The sequence below is a fragment of the Variovorax sp. LjRoot84 genome (assembly GCF_964254305.1).
In the GTDB taxonomy this organism is placed as follows: Bacteria; Pseudomonadota; Gammaproteobacteria; order Burkholderiales; family Burkholderiaceae_C; genus Variovorax.
In genome coordinates, this window is the sequence record NZ_CAXUTE020000001.1 from 2,824,029 (window position 1) to 2,841,477 (window position 17,449).

A 17,449-nucleotide genomic window follows, 5' to 3' on the forward strand; every position below is an offset into this window, starting at 1 on the left:
GGTCAGAACAGCGAGCCGCCGGGTTCGCGGCCGCGTGCCGCCGTTGCTTGCACGTCGGCGTCGCTGAGCGCAAAACGGGCGATCGCGGGCAGCGCTCGGAAGCGGTCTACTGCGCGCACGATGAGTTGGAGCTTTTGCAGCCTTTCGAGCGCGGTCTGCGCCAGTTCCTGTTCCGCGCCGGGCTCGCGTGCCGACTTGCGCCAGAAGCGGCTGTAGCGCTCGGTGGCGCCGCGCACGAAGGCGGCGATCGCGTCGGCAGTGATGATGGCGCTGGCGCCATCCCGGCGGGCGCTTTCGGCCAGGTGTTCGGCGACCAGCAGCGTCACGTGCGCTTCGGTGCCTTCGGCCGGCATCGCGACGTCGGTCAGCGTGCCGGCTTCGTCGGTCAGTGCCAGGCCTTCGGCGCGTTGTTCGGCGACCAGGCCAGTGGCCTCGCATAGGCGGGCAGCCATCACGCCGCGCTGGTTGGCGAAATAGGCCTGCGTCTCGGCGGCTAGCGTTTCGGCGTAGACCACGGGGTCGTCAAGCAGGCGGCGCGCCAGCGCGTGGCGCAGCGCCGTGCGGCGGCCTTCGTCGCTGTCGGCCATGTGTTCGGTGACGAGCGCGTGCAGCCTTTCCTCGAGGGTCACCGGCGCGTCGTTGGCAGCCCAGGTGGAGGGGCCGCGCACCGCGGCGAGCATGCCGGCCAGCATCCGGCGCTGGATGTCGTAAAGCGCGTCGGCCTGGGCGCTGCCCTCGTTGTCGTGCACGAAGCCGTCCTCGTCGCCGGCCACACATTGCAGCACACCGAATTCCAGCAGGCTGCGGCAGACCGCGACCAGGTCGCGGCGCTCGGCCGCAGTGCGCAGCATGAAGCTGAACTGGCGTGCCACGAGCGTGGGTTCGGCCGCCATCTCCATCACGCGCTCGCCGAGCAGGTGCAGCGTGATCTGCGGGTCGGCACGTTCCAGCACGGCGCAGGCCAGGCACAGCAGCACGTAGCGGCGGCGGTCGAAGTCTTTCAGGCCGCGTGTGGCATCCGACAGATCGGCGGGGCGCTTGTAGAGCCGGGCGCCTTCGCGCTCGACCTGCAGCACCCAGCCCGCTTCGCGCGAGAACCAGTCGCGCAGCTTGTCGGCCTGGCGGCGAACTGCCGGAAAGTCTTCGTGCGTGGGGGGCATCAGCGGCTGCATCAGCAGGGCACGCAAGCCGATGCGGAACTCGTCGCGTTGCTGGCGTACTTGCAGTTCGCCGATGCGCTGGCTGCCGGGGGCTTGGCGGGTCGCCACTACTCGAGTTCCATGGTGGCGGTAATCGTCAAGCGATGATCGCGCCCCGCGAACACGCCGGCTGGCGCAACGATGCGCGCCAGGCTGCCCTCATCCAGCGGCTCGAGGCGGATGTGCAGCAGCCCATCGCCGGTCTGGCGTTCGATGGCTGCGTCCGGCCCCGATTGTTCAGCCAGCGCCTCACCCAGTAGATTGAGGAACAGGCCGAAGGCATGGGTGTCCAGTTCACCGAGTTCCGACAGCCGCGTCGCGCGGCCGGTCGCCAGGCGTCGGCGCGCCGCGTCGACCTGCCGCGATTCCTCGGCGAGCTGGCCGGCCATGCGTGCGCGCTCGTCGCTGCGGTCGCGCACCTTGGCCAGCGGCCCGCGCGGCGCGGCCTCGCCGTATTCGCGCAGGCGCGGGTTGATCTGCAGCGGCGGCGCGTCGGCCCAACGGGTGCTTGCCGGCAGGCTGTCGTCGGCCTGCGGGTTGAGCGAAAAGTGCCTTGCCGGATTGAGTGCAAATGCCGCCCGTGCCAGCCGGTGCGCCTCGTCTTCGTCGGCGCAGGCGGCGAACCAGCCGGCGAGCATGCGGAAGTCTGCCGAACGGTCGCTGCGACCGCTGCGCCGCTCGTTGATCGCAGCGATTGCGCCCAGCAGCTGCGGGATGGCTGCCCGCACCCGGGCCCGCAGCAGCTCGGCCTGCGGCGGCTCCTGGCCGGTTTGCAGGAACCAGCCGCGCAGACCCTTCCAGCGTTCGCGCCAGGCCTGCCAGCGGCGGAACTTCTCGTCGGCCAGGTCTTGCTCGCCGCCCGGCGCGGCATCGCGGGCTTCGCGTTCCGCGACACGCAGCAGCACCGGGTCGATGCGCGGCGTCAGCCCTTGCACCAGGCGGGCGATGGCATCCGAGCGCCGCACCAGATCGCCCATGAAACGTTCGAGGTAATCGATCAGCCGGCGTTTGTAGCCGACCACCGAGCCGGCTTCGGCCTGCTGCAGCTCGATGCTGCGAGCCACGCCGGCCATGAAGGCCTGCGCGTTGTCGGCCAGGCTCTCGAAGACGCGCACCAGGTCGCGCAGGATCTCGTGGACCTTGGCGGTGTCGGGGCCGTCGCCGGCGGTATCGGCGTCCATCAGGGTCTGCAACGCCAGCAGCCGGCTGGCGATGTCTTCCAGCGCGACGGTCTGCAGCTCGGCGCGGTGCTGCAAGGTCTGGAAAAAGACCGCCAGCGCGGCTTCGACCGCTTCGCCGCCGAGCGACAGCCGGTACAGGAACCTGGCGCGATAGAAATCATTGAGGGTAGCGACGCGCGCCGTGTCCGGCTGCGATTGCAGATTGCCCCAGTCGGCCAGCTGCGTCAGGGCTGCGTTGAGTTCTTCGATGCGCGGCGGCGCGTCGTGCCACTGCGCCTCGGCCAGCACCTCGTCCGGCCGCAACTGCAGGCGGTACTGCCGCTTGGCGGCAGCGAACACGTCCATGATGCGGCGGTAGAAGACGGCCTTCTCGGCGCTGACATGCCGGAACAGCTCGGTCGGGTCATTGGCGCTGGGCGCGGGGCCGCCTACTTCGCTATGTCCTTGCGTCAGGGCGTGAAAAGACGGTCTGTTGCTGCGATAGATGTCGCGTGCAGAAAGCTCATGGTTAGGCATGCTGCCGCTCCTTGTTCACACCACCGCTGGCGAGATTGACCCACTTGGCGCTGCGACCCTTTCCAGTCGAAGCGATCAGTCCTTCCGCTTTCATCGCCCGCAGCACCAGGCGCACCATGTCCCGGCTGACGCCAGGGCAGGCTTCTTCGATCTCCGAGATGGAAAACGGCTGCGTGCGTTCGAGAGCTTCCGCGCGAACGCGGTCGCCTTTGCTGCCTCGTCCGTGAGAGAGGGTACCAACACGCACCTCGAATTCCTTGTACGAACGCAGTAGCGCCCCCCAGAAGTAGTCGAGCCAAGGCTTGACGTCATGCTTGCCTTCGTGCCACCCCTGCGAGCTTGCTTCCAGCGTCTCGTAGTAGCCTTCTTTCGATTCCTCGAAGATTCGCTCCAGGCTGATGTAACGGCCCACGACGTAGTCGAACTTATAAAGCAGCAGCAAGGTCAGCAGGCGCGACATGCGTCCGTTTCCGTCAGGGAAGGGATGGATGCACAGGAAATCCAGCATGACCAGTGGGACGAGCACCAAGGGATCGGCCAAATGCCGGTCCAAGGCCGAGGCATAACGTCCGGTCAGCTCTCCCATGGCGATCGGTGCGAGGTGCGCTGCCACGGGCTGGAAACGCAGCCGCGTGCTGCCATCGGGGTGGCGTTCGATGATGTCGTTGTTGGCGGCCTTCCATCGTCCGCCAGGCTGTGGCATGTAGCGATAGAGCATGGTGTGCAGCTGCAGAACCACCCCCTCGCTGAATGGCATATCGGCAGCGGCCTCGTGGATCAAGGCCAGCGCGTCGCGGTAGCCCGCCACCTCCTGCTCCGAACGACTCTTCGGTACGGCGTTCTTGATTACCAGCGACTTCAAGCGCCCAGGCGCCACCACAACGCCTTCCAGGCGGTTCGACGACTCGGTGGATTCGACGACGGCAATCTGTCGCAGATCGGCGAGTGCTTCAGGAGACTGCGCGGCGTAGAGTTGCTGCTTGCCTTGGTACTCTCCCAGAGTGCGCAGCGTCGCCAGTTGCAGGCCGTCGTAGCGCAGTGCGGCGAGGAAGTCTGGTGTCAGCGACTGCATGCACCAAGTGTCGGAAGTGGAAATGGGGCAATTGTACGAAAAAATGGGGTATTTATGTATTGATTGCCCCATTAAAGGGGTGCACTACCCTGTTTATTCGCTGATGTCTGAGACCACGCAAGTGACGGTAAAGCGGTGCCATGCTTCCGCCACCTCGCGCAAGCATGCAGGTTTGTGGACCTCGGAAACAATGGAGTGGGAGTGAGGGGTGAAGCGCTTTTCTATATGAATCAATGACATAGGAAGATTCGACGACGATTTTTAGTAAATATTCGGTGAACCCGTAGGTGTGATCGAGAGGCGATCAAGAATCGCTGGACACACTTTGCGTTTTCCCCTACCGTTGCCCCCATGAGTGCGACGGTGTTGGTGGTGCAAACCGATGCGGACGATGAGACATCGCCCGCCCGCACCACGGCCGGCGCTGGCGCGACCCCATTCGCGCAACAGACCGTGACACTGACCAGGCAGGCATATATCGAGCTGGTCATGGCGGCCAAGCAATGGAAGTCGCTGCATGAACGTGCGACGGCGCGTGCGCACTGGGCTGAGCGGCGTCACCAACACGAGATCGAGAAGGCCCGACTTCGGGAGCTGGGCCTGCGCGAGGAATTGGCGTTGGCTCGGGCGCAGATCCTCGATCTGCGCCAACGGGTGTTTGGTGTCAGGACGGAGCAGTCGATGTTCGTTGCGCCGTCAGGCCGTGCGGTTGCAGGTGCGCCGCGCCCCAGGGGTCAGCAGCGCGGGCGCCCGGGCCACGGTCGCAGGCGTGCGGCTGAGCTGCCCGCGCGATGCGAGACGATCGAGCTGGACGCGGTTTGTCCGAAGTGCGGGCAAGGCCTGAGTGCGTTTCCCGGCACCGAGGACAGCGAGGTCGTGGAGCTGGAGGTCAAGGCCTACCGTCGCGTGATCCGGCGCCAACGCTATCGGCCCACGTGCCGATGCGGCTGCCTGGCCGGCATCGTCACCGCGCCGCTGCCACCCCGCCTGATCCCCCGCGGCAAGCTGGGGGTGTCGGTCTGGGTGAACGTGCTGTTGTCCAAGTTCTCGTACGGTCAGCCCACGCACCGCCTGCTGCACGACTGGTTTGATCAAGGCTTGCGGATCTCGCAGGGCACCATCACGGACGGCCTCAGGCGGCTGGCGCCGCTGTTCGAGCCGCTCGGGCAAGCCTGGTCGAACCAGCTACGAGCGCAATCGCACTGGCACGCCGACGAGACGCGCTGGGAAGTGTTCGTGGAACACGAGGGCAAGATCGGTCACCGCTGGTATCTGTGGGTGTTCCAGGCGCAGGACGTCGTGCAGTTCATCCTCGATCCGTCTCGCTCGGCACGGGTTCCCGGGGCGGCGCTGCGGGGCGTGGAGTCGGGCATCCTGAGCGTTGACCGGTACGCGGCGTACAAGAAGTTTGCGACCCAGACCCCAGGGATCAGCCTGTCGTATTGCTGGGCGCATCAGAGAAGAGACTTCCTCAGAATCGCCAACGACCACCCCGCGCTGTGGAGTTGGGCGATGGATTGGGTGGACCAGGTCGGCCTGCTGTATCACCTGCACGGGCGCCGCCGCCAGGCCTATGGCGATGCCGGGTGCATCGACACGGCCGTCTTCATCGAGCGGGACCGGGATCTGCGCGAAGCGGTGAACGCCATGCAGCGCAAGTGCGACGACGCGCTGGGCAACTCGCTGCTGGCCACCCCCGCGCGCAAGGTGCTGCAAAGCCTGAAGGCGCACTGGTCGGGCTTGGTGGTGTTCGTCGAGCACCCGTGGCTGGATCTGGACAATAACGCTGCCGAACGCGCGTTGCGAGCGGCGGTGGTCGGACGCAAAAACTTCTACGGCTCGGGCAGCCAGTGGTCGGGCGAGTTGGCGGCCACGGTGATGAGCCTGCTGATGACGACCAGGCTATGGAAGATCAACGCACGCACCTGGTTGATTGCGTACTTGCAAGCTTGTGCCGATTCGGGCGGGCGTCCGCCCGCGCAGCTCAGCGCCTTCGTGCCCTGGCAAATGAGTGCATCGCAGTTGGCCACCATGCGAGCGAGCCACCGGGGATTCGACGCTTCATGACACGCCATACATGAAACGCTACTGCGGACGGGACTTCACGGACGAGGACTTGCACACCATCGTGCAGCTGATCGAGCGCAACCCGCAACTCAAGCGTGCGCCGCTGTCGCGGCTGGTATGCGAGCGGCTGAACTGGGTTCGCCCGGACGGCCGCTTGAAGGACATGACGTGCCGGGTGGCGATGCTGCGCATGCAGGCCGACGGGCTGCTCACATTGCCAGCGTCGCAAATGGGTCAGCACCGCCGCCGGCCCGAATTCCTGCCCACGCCGCACACCGACGCTCGACCTGTGGTGACGCAGCCGGTGCACGAGCTCGGAGCGATCCAGCTGCACACCGTGGCCGCAGGCCATGCGCAATCGCGACGGTGGAACGAGTACATGGCGCGCTATCACTACCTGGGCTACACGCCGATGTCGGGAAGCCAGATGCGCTACTACGTGTATGCCGGTGAGCAATTGGTCGCCTTGCTCAGCTTCGGGGCCAGCGCATGGAAGCTCAGTGACCGTGAGCGCTTCATCGGCTGGAGCGAGTCCCAGCGGCAGAAGAACCTGCAACTCGTGGTCAACAACGCCCGCTTCCTGATCCTGCCCTGGATCCAGTGCAAGGGACTTGCCTCCAAGATCCTCGCGCTGGCCGCGCGGCAACTGCCGCGCGAATGGCACCAGCGCTACGGCTATCGTCCCGTCCTGCTGGAGACCTTCGTGGAAAGCCCTCGCCATCGCGGCACCTGCTACAAGGCCGCCAATTGGGTGCACGTTGGCCAGACCGTCGGGCGTGGCAAGAAGAGCCGCGTGCACAGTCAGATCGTGCCCATCAAGGACATCTGGCTGTACCCGTTGCGCAAGGACTTCGGCACCGTCCTCTGCCAGTAGCCACCGCGCTACGGGTTCACCGAATATTTACGATTTTTACGGCCATGAACTTCTGGCGGCAATTGCTGGAAGGCAGCGGAGGACAGCGAGCGTGACGGATCAATGGCCGGACTCACGTGCCGAAGCTGATGCCGGAGAACGTGTGTACCGGTGCTGAGTGCCGCGTAAAGGCGGGCTGGGCAGAGGTGGGGGACGGCGTTGCATCCCTGTCCCTTCCCCCTGCATGGCGGCTTGGAGAATGTCTTCAGAGGGCTCATAATCAAATTTGAGCAAATTACTCACTTTTTAATCGTTTTTATGCGCCACTAATTCATCGGCGTGATCATACCCGCCATCGTCGTCGTTTTTGTGCAGGCAAAGGCCGCTTCACTGGGAGATGCTTTATGAACGACCTGCCCGCTGATCCCATTGGCGCGGCGTGGCTGGCTCGGACCTATGGGGTGGCGCCTCTGGCCAGGTTGCCCGTGCTCAGTCAGGTGGGAGGGCGACGCGCCACTCAGGTGGACGAAGGATTCCGGCTGGAAGCCTACCTGGAGACCATGCGGCCGGCTGCGGAGCCTGCTGCACATCTGCAGTTCCATTTACGTCACGAAATCCCTCATTTGGAGTTCCTGGCGCGTCTGTTTGAGCGCACCGGACCAGGCTTCGTCCAGGCATGGGTCGCGGCCGAACCTACCGGGCAGTATGCCCGGCGGGCGGCGTTCCTGTACGAATGGCTGATGGATAGTGCGTTGGACGTGCCTGATCGGTTGGGGGGCAACTACGTCGATGCGATCAACGATGCCAAATTGGTGGCAGCGTCGGCCGATCGGGTGGTGAAGGTGCAGCGCTGGCGGGTGAATGACAACCTGCCCGGCACGCGGCACTTCTGCCCGACGGTGGTGAAGACGGAAGCGGTGACTCGGGCGGCTGGCCTGGACGTGCCCGGCCTGTTTGGCGACCTGACCGCCGAGTTCGGCGAAGATCTGCTGATGCGTGCCGCGGCGTGGATGACGCTGCGGGAAAGCAAGGCCAGCTTCGCCATCGAAGGAGAAGCCGACCGGGTCAGTCGCGTCCAGCGCTTTGCGGACGTCATGGCCCGACGCACCGGGCAGGACGAGCCGCCCTTGACCGATGCGGTGCTTGCCGAGTTGCAACAGGAAATCCTGGGCGGGAAGACCACGATCGCGCACTTCGGTCTACGGCAATCCCCCGTGTTTGTGGGCGAGACTGTGCGCTACCAGGAGGTCGTTCATTACGTGGCGCCGCCGGCCGGGGACATTGCTGCGATGCTGGAAGGGGTCGGCGTATTCCTTGAAAGAACACAAGGCCAGTCGTCCGTGATGCGCAGCGCCGTGGCGGCGTTCGGCTTTGTCTACATCCATCCTCTGGCCGACGGCAATGGCCGTGTGCACCGGTTCCTGATCAACGATACGCTGCGCCGTGATGGCGTTATCCCTGACCCGGTGATCCTGCCAGTATCGGCAGTCATCACGGATGATGCTGGCGAGCGTCGTGGCTATGACCGGGTGCTGGATCAGGTGTCAAGGCCATTGGTGCAGGCGGTGCGAGAGCATGTGGTGTTCGAGCCGGTGCAGACCACTTACCCGGACGGCGTGGTGTCGAACTTCGCCTTCCATGGCACAGAACAGGCCAGGCCGCTGTGGCGCTATCCCGATCTGGGGCCGCATGTGGTATTCCTTGCCAACATCATTGGTCGCACGCTCACCGAGCAGATGCGCGAGGAGTCGCGCTACCTTCGCAACCATGCGCAGGCACGCGCAGCGCTGAAGGAGATCGTCGAGATGCCTGACCACCAGGCGGATCGGGTGCTGCGGTCCATCGAGCAGAATCGAGGCAAACTCAGCAACGTGCTTGCCAAGGAAATGCCAGTGCTGCGGCAGCCTGGCGTCTGGGCCGACATTGTCGATGCGGTTTCGCGGGCTTTCCAGGAGAGCGAGCCTGCCGCTACGGCCGTTCTCGAACGATACCGTCCGGAGAAGCCTGTAGGGCGGTGAGTTGCGACACATGGCTGGCATGCGGATTGGCAACATGCAGCATGCACAACCGGAACCAGTCGATGCTATGAAGCAACAGAAGAAGCCCGCCAAGTCGCCCCCGCAACCCAAGCTGTCCCGAACCCATGCCCCACCAGGACTGGCGCCGATCGAGTGGCAGCGGTCCCTGCGCCGCCAATTCGGGCGCGAGCAGGTGTTCGGGCTGGAGAACATCGGCACGGAGCCGTTCTTCTCCGAATTCCGCGTCAGCAATCCGGAGTCGAAATCCACCTATTACCTGGCCATCCGCGGATCGCAGCCGGGCGACAATTTCTGCGCCTGCCCCGACTTTGCGACCAACGAACTGGGCACCTGCAAACACGTTGAATTCACGCTCGCGCGGCTGGCAAGAAAACGCGGCGCCAAGTCGGCATTCGCGCGTGGTTATCAGCCCGCTTTTTCCGAGCTGTATTTGCGCAACGACGGTACCCGCACCATTCATTTCCGTGCCGGTACGGATTGCCCTACCGCGCTGGCGCGCTCGGCGGCCGAATTGTTCGACGCATCGCAGGGCTGGCGCCTGCCAGAGGACCGCCTCCACAAAATCGGGCGATTTGTCGCACTTGCGGCGCGCACGGGCCACGAACTGCGCGCCTACGACGACGCGCTCGACTTCGTCGCCGGCAGGAGTGATGCGGCGCGCCGCGCCGCGGCGTTGGTCGATCTATTCCCGGATGGCGCTGCAGGCACTCGCTGGAAGAAACTGCTCAAGGTGCCGCTGTATCCGTACCAGGCCGAAGGCGCGCTGTTTGCCGTACGCGCCGGCCGCGCGCTGATCGGTGACGAGATGGGCCTGGGCAAGACCATCCAGGCGATCGCCGCGGCGGAAGTTCTGGCGCGGCATTTTGATGCTGCCAAGGTACTCGTGGTCTGCCCGACGTCGCTGAAGTACCAGTGGCAAAGCGAAATACTGCGTTTTTCCGGTCGCGCGTCCAGGGTCATCGGTGGCGGGCGGGCCCAGCGGCAAAACGAATATGCCGAGGAAGACTTTTGCAAGATCACCAATTTCGAGAAGCTCAGATCCGACCTCGATCTGATCTCCGCCTGGGCGCCGGACCTCGTGATCGTCGATGAGGCGCAGCGGGTCAAGAACTGGAACACCATCGCGGCAAAGGCGCTCAAGCGCATCGACAGCACGTATGCGATCGTGCTCACAGGAACCCCGCTGGAAAACAAGCTGGAGGAACTCATCTCGATCGTCCAGTTTGTCGATCAGCACCGCCTCGGTCCGACCTGGAAGCTGCTGCATGAGCACCAGGTTCGGGACGAGGGCGGCCGCGTCACGGGCTACACCGGCCTCGACAAGATCGGCCAGACCCTGGCGCCGGTCATGATCCGGCGGCGCAAGTCCGAGGTGCTGCTGCAGTTGCCGAGCCGCACCGATCAGAACCTGCTGGTGCCAATGACCGAGATGCAGATGCTGTACCACGCAGAGAACGCGGACATCGTGGCGAAGATCGTCCAGCGCTGGCGGAAAATGAAATTTCTCTCCGACCAGGACCAGCGCCGCCTCACCTGCGCCTTGCAGAACATGCGCATGTCGTGCAACAGCACCTACCTGCTCGACCAGGCGACCGACCACGGTGTCAAGGCGGACGAACTGGTGGAGTTGTTCGAGGGGCTGTTCGTCCAGCCGGGCGCAAAAGCGGTGGTGTTCAGCCAGTGGACGCGCACACACGCCATCGTTATCCGCCGGCTCGAGGCGCGCGGCATCGGCTATGTCAGCTTTCATGGCGGTGTGCCGTCGGAGCAGCGCCCGGCACTGATCGAGCGCTTTCGCGATGATCCGGATTGCCGCGTGTTCCTGTCGACCGACGCCGGCAGCACCGGCCTCAACCTGCAGCACGCCTCGACGCTGGTCAACATGGATTTGCCATGGAATCCGGCGGTGTTGGAACAGCGTATTGCGCGTGTGCACCGAATGGGGCAGAAGCATCCGGTACAGATCGTCAACTATGTGGCCAAGGGAACCATCGAGGAGGGCATGTTGTCGGTGCATGCGTTCAAGCGTTCCCTGTCCGCCGGGATTCTGGACGGCGGCAGCGCCGAAGTGTCGCTTGGCGGATCCCGGCTGAGCCGCTTCATGAAAGACGTGGAAAACGTCACCGGCCGCATGGGTGACGGCGAGGCCATGGCTCCGGCTGAAGAAGCCGCCCAGGTCGCTGCCCTGGAACTGGCGGCACCGGTCGGTGCGACGACCGCAGATTTGGACACCGTGACCACAACGGCTGCACCAGGGGCCGCTGGAACCGATCGGGAATCGGCGGCGGCGAACACCGACCCATGGTCCGGCTTGTTGCGCTTCGGTGCGGAACTGGCGGCGGCGATGACCTCACCGGACAATGGCTCTGGCACCACTCACCCTTGGGTCGAACGTGACCCCGCCACTGGGGTGCGCAGCCTCAAGGTGCCGCTGCCGCCGCCGGACACTGGCAAGCGGATCGCCGATGCCCTGGCGCTGCTCGCCGACGCATTGCTGGGTGCGGGCAACAAGCGTTAGTTAGTGGCGGCTGACCCATGGTCAGCATGGCAACTCCATCGATGACAACAGGCAAGGCAGTGGATTTGACGGTCAGATCTCTTGAGCCGCCGATCAGGCTGGCGAAAGCACCATCCTGTTTGAGACGCCACGATCGCCGCTGCAGACTGGAACCTGGGGTCCGGTCTATTGGAGCGCCATAATTATAGCGTTTTTCTGAAGAAAACGCCAATATAATGCACTCTTCTTAAGAGGGGGTGGATTCTTACTTTTAGAAGATATGTAAATATTATGGCTGTTTTCGCCAAAAAAACCTAAAATATCGGCTGTCATGGCCAAGAAGACAGCCCCTTTGCTCCCAGCCACCGATGAACTGCTACGTCAGTTCGGCGGCCGCCTGCGTCTGGCGCGGCTGCGCCGGCGGCTCTCGGCCAAACAGGTTGCCGAGCGAGCCGGGATGGCGCCCATGACGCTGCGCAGCCTGGAGCGTGGCGGGTCGGGGGTGACCATGGGTGCCTACCTCGCCGTCATGCAAGTGCTGGGCATCGAAAAAGACCTCGACTTGCTCGGTAAGGCCGACCCTGTGGGTCGCGAGCTCCAGGATGCGCAGCTGCCCGCGCACGCCAAGACAACACGACCAAGCTTGTCGCCGTCAGCCAAACGGCCGGCGACGGCCAAGAGGCCGGTGCCCGTTGCTGGCGCCGCGGCGGAGCTTCGCCATGCCATCGAAAGCTCACCGCAAGAACAACTGCGCAAGCTATTCGATTCCCTGCCCAGCGAGCAGATGCGCAAGGCACTTGAAGCACTGCCGGAAACACAGATGCGCAAGGCACTGGCCGCCATGCCGCCCGCGCACCTGCGTGAAGCCGTGGACCGGCAGGATGCCCCCAACAGGCAAATCAAGAAGCTGCTCAAGCCTTCTGAGGACGCGCGGGACTGGATCAAGAAGAGCGGCTTCGCCAGCGCCGATGCACTTGCTGGCTTGATCGACCCCTCGGTATCGCTGAAGAAAGGGCGTTGAGCCCATGGCAGCGACCATCGCCGTCTATGCGGACTGGGTCGGCCTCGCAGAGCCGCTACGGCTGGGGTGGCTGCATGCCAGGCGCGGAGCAGGCCGGGAGGTTTTCGAGTTTGAGTTCGACGCCGCGGCGCTGGCCCACCCCGCCGCCGGGAACTTGCACCTGGATCCCCGGTTGGGCCTCTTCGAGGGCCGGCAGCACCCGCCGCAGGGTCACGAGACCTTCGGCGTGTTCGCCGATGCGAGCCCGGATCGTTGGGGCAGGTTGCTGATGCGCCGCCGGCTAGAGCGCGCGCAGCGGGCAGGGCAGGTGGGCAAGGCCGTGCGCCTGCATGAATCGGACTACCTGCTGGGCGTGCACGACGCCTATCGTTCCGGGGCGCTGCGCTTGCGACTTGATGACGCCGGCGATTTTCTGGACAACCAGCACGGCGCGGCAGCGCCGCCATTCGTGCAACTGCGCGAACTGGAAGCGGCCAGCCTGGCGCTGGAGCGCGATGAGGACAACACCTCTGCGGCGGGCGACGACTGGCTGCGCATGCTGATCGCACCCGGCGGCTCGCTCGGCGGTGCGCGGCCCAAGGCCAGCGTGGTCGATCCACAGGGGCAGTTGTGGATTGCCAAATTCCCCAGCCTACGCGACGAGCACGACGTGGGCGCCTGGGAACTGGTGGTGCAGACCCTCGCGAAGGGGTGCGGCCTCGCCGTGCCACAAAGCCTCGCACGCAGATTCGCGAGCCCGCACCACACCTTCCTGGTGAAGCGCTTCGACCGTACGTCAGACGGCAGGCTTCACTTCGCCTCGGCGACGACGCTCACCGGCCGCTTGGATGGCGACGATGCATCGACAGGTGCGAGCTATCTGGAGATCGCCCGCGTGCTGATCGATCACGGCGCGCGCACCGTCGCCGATTTGCGCGAGCTGTGGTCGCGCATCGTGTTCAACATGCTGGTCTCCAACACCGACGATCACCTGCGCAACCACGGCTTCATCCTCGTGCCCGGCAAGGGCTGGCGCCTGTCCGATGCCTACGACATGAACCCTGTGCCCTCTGGAGTTGGCGCCGTGAAGTGACATCCACAAACGAGTGGAGAGTCGGCAGGTTGCGATCGAAGCCCAGCCCTTTAAAAAATGCGCGCTCAGGGGATGATTGGCATCTACTAAGAAGCGCTATCCCGTATGAGCAACCACAGGAAGCTCGCAGCCGAGGTCTTGAAGGCGCTTGATCAAGCGGCGGATGATTTTGGATCGGTCGTGGCGGTCGAGGTATTCGCTACCCAAGTCGCTGTACTCGGTGCCGTCGCGAAGCATGTGGTACGCGGCAGTGAGCATGGAAGCGGCCACGGCGAGGATGGCCTTCTTGGCTCCGCGACGTGCCTTGATACGCAGGAACTGCGCACGCAGGTAGCTGGTCTTCACGCGCACCGCGGCCCAGGCGGCAGTCACCAGGGTGGTCTTGATCCAGGTGCCGCTCTTGCGCACGCGGGTGGATCGGCGCTTGCCGGCGCTCTCGTCGCTGCGTGGACACAGTCCGGCCCAGGAGATCAGATGGCCGGCAGTGGGGAAGCGCGACATGTCCACGCCGATCTCCGCCACCACGACGCTGGCCGTCAGGTCAGAGACCCCGGGCATCGTCGTGAGCAGGCGGGCGCGCTGCCGGATCGGCGCCAGCGCTTTTCCCACGGCCGCATCCAGTTCGCCCAGCGTGCGCTGCAAGGCATCGATGACCTGCAGGTGCAGCCGCAGCATCGTGCGATGGTGCTCGGTGATGCGCCCGCGCAGCGCCTCGCGCAACTCGGCGGTCTTGTTGCGCGCCGTGCCCTGGGCCAGCGCGGCCAGCAGCGCCGGATCGCTCTGGCCGGCCACGATGGCATCGAGCATCGCACGGCCGCTCTTGCCCAGTACATCCGACAGGACGCTGCCCAACTTGAGGTTGGCGTCCTCCAGCACCTTCTGGATACGCAGCGAGTGCTGGGAGACCTCCCGCACGAGTTGCTTGCGCGTGCGCGTGAGGTCGCGCAACTGCTGGATCGCCTGCGGCGGCACGAAGCTGGAGCGAATGAGGCCGTGCGCCAGCAGATCGGCAATCCACATCGCGTCGTTGACGTCCGTCTTGCGCCCGGGCACGTTGCGAATGTGCGCGGCGTTGGCCAGCACCAACTCGAACTCGGCCTCCAGCACATGCCACACCGGCTTCCAGTACACGCCGGTGGCCTCCATCGCCACGTGGGTGCAGTCGTGCTCGGCCAGCCAATCGGCCAGTTCGAGCAACTGGGTGGTTGTGGTGCCGAAGCTGCGCACCTCCTGGTGCATGGGCGGCGAGACGCACCGCACGCAGGCCACGATGGTGTCCTTGTGCACGTCCAGGCCCGCACAGCGCGTGTAAAGCACTTGCATGAGAACCTCCTGACGGTTGATGGGCGCCGCAGGCAGTCCTCGTCATCGAACTCTACTAAGCGTGCTTCGGGACGTCGCCGCCCTCTGCCACATTCCGGGGTGCTCGCAGGACTGCGGGTCCAACTATTGAACGGGCTTGTTGCACCAAGGAGAAGCCGACCTCGTCAGCAGCGCCCAATTTCATCCTACAACCACCCGCCATCCGTCGCCAGCCACGTCCCCCGCTTCATGCTCCGGGGTCGGGCCCGCCCGATGGCGAACTATTGAGGACTATTGGATCGCGCCCTCAACCGTATCCAAACGATTGATTCAAGAATAGTGGCTGCGCTGCGGAGTGCTTCCTTCAGCCCATGGATGGGGGTCTCCATCGTCTTGTGGACGCGCACACCCGAACGGCCGACTAACCTGACTTGAGGCGTCTTACCCCGAGCGCCACCGTGAAGAACCACCCGAGGAGTACCTGACCATGGCAAAGACCAAGAGGAGTACAGCGTCGTCCTCTGACGGCGACGCGCGCAAGTCGGTCATCGTGACCTTCAAGCCGAAGGAGACGCGGCGCAACAAGTCGGCCGACAAGATGGAAATCCTTGCCTCGAGCTGTCCACGCGCCGGCAACCTTTTCATCTACGACGTCGCCGGCGCCGACGCGTTCACCGTCGGCGCCCCGGGCCTGCCGACATCGATCGAGAGCGACAGCATCGGCTTCGACATCAACCTCTACGAGGCACCGATCGTCACGTTGAAGCTGTCGGATAGCGAGATCAAGGCGCTGAAGAGCAACCCCGACGTCTCCGCGGTCGAAGACGACGGCTGGGCCCATGCGCTCCCGCTGCAGAACTTGGTGTTCGAGGGGCAGCCGTCGGTGCAGGCCGAGACGGTGCCGATCGGCGTCTCGCAGATCCAGGCGGTGCCGGCCTGGGGTTGCTCGCGCGGTCGCGGCATCAAGGTCGCGGTGCTCGACACCGGCATCGATTGGAACCATCCGGATCTGCGGCCGAACGTGCGCAGCGCGATCAGCTTCGTGCCGGGCGAAACGGCGATGGACGGCAACAGCCACGGCACGCACTGCTCAGGCACCATCGCTGCGGTGATCAACGGCGCCGGCGTCGTCGGTGTGGCACCTGAGGCCTGGCTCTATGGGATCAAGGTACTGGCCAACAGCGGCAGCGGCCAGTTCAGCTGGATCATCGCCGGCATCAACTGGGCGATCCAGAACAAGATGCAGATCGTCAGCATGAGTCTGGGCGCGAGCAGCGCGCCAGCGGCGCTTGAAGCGATCTGCAACGCCGCGTTCAACGCCGGTGTGCTGCTGGTCGCGGCAGCCGGCAACGCCGGACCGCCGCCGGCCGGCCAGCCGACTTCGGTGGGCTTTCCGGGGCGCTACAGGAATGTGGTCGCGGTCTCGGCGATCGACAGCAACAACGTCATCGCGCCGTTCAGCAGCCGCGGGCCGGAGGTCGAGATCTGCGCGCCGGGCGTGCAGGTGCTGTCCACCGTGCCCGGTGGCGGCTACGGTCAGAAGAGCGGCACCAGCATGGCCTGCCCGCATGTCGCCGGCGCTGCGGCAGTGATCTGGGGCGCGCACCGATTCGCCACCAACGTGCAGATATGGAACCTGCTCGGGGCGAGCGCCGACAACCTCGGCAACCCGGGCTGGGACTCGCAGTACGGCTACGGCCGCGTCGACGTGGACCAGGCCGCACTGGCGGTGGTGCCGGCGCCAGCGGTTCAGTTGCGGCCCTGAGGCGCGGCGACGCAGCAGCCGATGCAGGTGCTGATCCTTCCGCTGGTGCCCGACGCGCCGCTGCCGCGGCGCGCGCAGGCGGCCTCCCGGTCACCTGGACGCCCAGGCTACGGCGTGCAGGAGCAGTGCCTGCCGTTTACCGCGGCCGCCGGGCTCGGCCTGCTGGTGCCTGCGCCGTTCGACTTCGGCCTGTGCCTGCCGGCTGAGGTGCCGCCGCTCGCGCGCGCCTTCAGGCCGCCACCCGCGGCCGATGTCGCCGGCGACCGACGGACGTTCTACGTGTGCGACCGGCCGTCAAGCCGCTTCACGGGCAATGCGTTCACCTTCGACGCCTTGCCTTTCGACGACGAGCAAGGGCAGCGCCGCGAGATACGCCCGGTGCATCCCGGATTGAGTTTCTTCGATCGTGAAGACCAGGCGCACCTGTTCAAGTTGCACCTGCCCTGGTTGCTGCGCACGCCGCCGCAGGTGGACAGCTTCTTCGGCCAGCCGATCAACCGTCCGGTGCCGGTGGCAATGCACGTCGGCCTGGTCGAGACCGACTGGTACGCGCATCCAGTGAACCTGGTGTTGCTGCGGCCTACCGAAGGATCGCTGCATGTGCGCGCCGGCGACACCGTCGCTCAGGTGAATTTTGTCGCCCGCGCCGCCCGTCGCGTCGATCCCGAGATACTTCCGCGCGACGGCAGCACGGCCCACGCGCTGCACAACGAGTTGCTGCAATGGCACATCGCGCATGGCCGCGATCGCAGCGCCTATCGGAGGCTTGCGCGCAGCGAGCAGGGCCGACTCGTCGAGGCTCAGAGCAACGGCGCCGGACCTTGAGCCCATGCCGGCACAACGACGCGATGGGAAGAGCGACGGG

General features: G+C 65.2%; 12 protein-coding genes. 8 read left to right on the top strand and 4 right to left on the bottom strand.

Annotated elements, in window-relative coordinates:
* Positions 1-2: 2 nt before the first annotated feature.
* From ACSQ9I_RS14295 to ACSQ9I_RS14305, 3 genes are read right to left on the bottom strand one after another with little or no spacing between them, the layout of a single operon-like run.
* Entirely contained in the window at positions 3-1,268 is a 1,266-nt protein-coding gene (locus ACSQ9I_RS14295) for a TIGR02678 family protein (RefSeq protein WP_436313545.1), read from the bottom strand.
* The gene (locus ACSQ9I_RS14300) at positions 1,268-2,896 is read right to left on the bottom strand and encodes a TIGR02677 family protein (protein ID WP_436313546.1); all 1,629 of its coding nucleotides are present in this window, start codon (positions 2,894-2,896) and stop codon (positions 1,268-1,270) included. The genes ACSQ9I_RS14295 and ACSQ9I_RS14300 overlap by 1 nt, the downstream gene beginning before the upstream one ends.
* Positions 2,889-3,968, bottom strand: a complete 1,080-nt coding sequence (locus ACSQ9I_RS14305; RefSeq protein WP_436313547.1) for a Fic family protein — start codon at positions 3,966-3,968, stop codon at positions 2,889-2,891. Before ACSQ9I_RS14305 ends, ACSQ9I_RS14300 begins: the two co-directional genes overlap by 8 nt.
* 372 nt (positions 3,969-4,340) lie before the next feature.
* Between ACSQ9I_RS14305 and tnpC the strand changes: the two genes are divergently transcribed.
* The 6 genes from tnpC to ACSQ9I_RS14335 all read left to right on the top strand — a co-directional run bounded on the left by tnpC (position 4,341) and on the right by ACSQ9I_RS14335 (position 13,517).
* Positions 4,341-6,035, top strand: coding sequence for an IS66 family transposase (gene tnpC / locus ACSQ9I_RS14310; protein ID WP_436315755.1), 1,695 nt, complete (start codon positions 4,341-4,343; stop codon positions 6,033-6,035).
* A gap of 10 nt (positions 6,036-6,045) precedes the next feature.
* On the top strand, positions 6,046-6,909 hold the full coding sequence (locus tag ACSQ9I_RS14315; protein WP_436313548.1) for a Druantia anti-phage system protein DruA: 864 nt from the start codon (positions 6,046-6,048) through the stop codon (positions 6,907-6,909).
* Positions 6,910-7,292: 383 nt separating this feature from the next.
* The gene (locus ACSQ9I_RS14320) at positions 7,293-8,906 is read left to right on the top strand and encodes a Fic family protein (RefSeq protein ID WP_436313549.1); all 1,614 of its coding nucleotides are present in this window, start codon (positions 7,293-7,295) and stop codon (positions 8,904-8,906) included.
* A gap of 67 nt (positions 8,907-8,973) precedes the next feature.
* Entirely contained in the window at positions 8,974-11,445 is a 2,472-nt protein-coding gene (locus tag ACSQ9I_RS14325) for a DEAD/DEAH box helicase (protein WP_436313550.1), read from the top strand.
* Positions 11,446-11,755: 310 nt separating this feature from the next.
* On the top strand, positions 11,756-12,445 hold the full coding sequence (locus ACSQ9I_RS14330) for a helix-turn-helix domain-containing protein (protein WP_436313551.1): 690 nt from the start codon (positions 11,756-11,758) through the stop codon (positions 12,443-12,445).
* Between the two features lie 4 nt (positions 12,446-12,449).
* Positions 12,450-13,517 carry a type II toxin-antitoxin system HipA family toxin gene (locus ACSQ9I_RS14335; RefSeq protein ID WP_436313552.1) on the top strand — a complete coding sequence of 356 codons (1,068 nt, stop codon included), beginning with the start codon at positions 12,450-12,452 and terminating at the stop codon, positions 13,515-13,517.
* A 96-nt stretch (positions 13,518-13,613) separates the two neighbouring features.
* On the opposite strand, the gene ACSQ9I_RS14340 is transcribed toward ACSQ9I_RS14335, so the two are convergent.
* Positions 13,614-14,840 carry an IS110 family transposase gene (locus tag ACSQ9I_RS14340; RefSeq protein WP_436313553.1) on the bottom strand — a complete coding sequence of 409 codons (1,227 nt, stop codon included), beginning with the start codon at positions 14,838-14,840 and terminating at the stop codon, positions 13,614-13,616.
* A 466-nt stretch (positions 14,841-15,306) separates the two neighbouring features.
* Between ACSQ9I_RS14340 and ACSQ9I_RS14345 the strand changes: the two genes are divergently transcribed.
* Positions 15,307-16,584, top strand: coding sequence for a S8 family peptidase (locus ACSQ9I_RS14345; RefSeq protein ID WP_436303964.1), 1,278 nt, complete (start codon positions 15,307-15,309; stop codon positions 16,582-16,584).
* 21 nt (positions 16,585-16,605) lie between these two features.
* Entirely contained in the window at positions 16,606-17,409 is an 804-nt protein-coding gene (locus ACSQ9I_RS14350; RefSeq protein WP_436313554.1) for a DUF6065 family protein, read from the top strand.
* The last annotated feature ends 40 nt before the right edge of the window (positions 17,410-17,449 follow it).

Bases quoted from the DNA above. Each gene is read 5' to 3' on its own strand.
- ACSQ9I_RS14300 (WP_436313546.1), bottom strand. From the start codon at position 2,896: ATGCCTAACCATGAGCTTTCTGCACGCGACATCTATCGCAGCAACAGA.
- ACSQ9I_RS14305 (WP_436313547.1), bottom strand. From the start codon at position 3,968: ATGCAGTCGCTGACACCAGACTTCCTCGCCGCACTGCGCTACGACGGC.
- ACSQ9I_RS14315 (WP_436313548.1), top strand. From the start codon at position 6,046: ATGAAACGCTACTGCGGACGGGACTTCACGGACGAGGACTTGCACACC.
- ACSQ9I_RS14320 (WP_436313549.1), top strand. From the start codon at position 7,293: ATGAACGACCTGCCCGCTGATCCCATTGGCGCGGCGTGGCTGGCTCGG.
- ACSQ9I_RS14325 (WP_436313550.1), top strand. From the start codon at position 8,974: ATGAAGCAACAGAAGAAGCCCGCCAAGTCGCCCCCGCAACCCAAGCTG.
- ACSQ9I_RS14330 (WP_436313551.1), top strand. From the start codon at position 11,756: ATGGCCAAGAAGACAGCCCCTTTGCTCCCAGCCACCGATGAACTGCTA.
- ACSQ9I_RS14335 (WP_436313552.1), top strand. From the start codon at position 12,450: ATGGCAGCGACCATCGCCGTCTATGCGGACTGGGTCGGCCTCGCAGAG.
- ACSQ9I_RS14340 (WP_436313553.1), bottom strand. From the start codon at position 14,840: ATGCAAGTGCTTTACACGCGCTGTGCGGGCCTGGACGTGCACAAGGAC.
- ACSQ9I_RS14345 (WP_436303964.1), top strand. From the start codon at position 15,307: ATGGCAAAGACCAAGAGGAGTACAGCGTCGTCCTCTGACGGCGACGCG.
- ACSQ9I_RS14350 (WP_436313554.1), top strand. From the start codon at position 16,606: ATGCAGGTGCTGATCCTTCCGCTGGTGCCCGACGCGCCGCTGCCGCGG.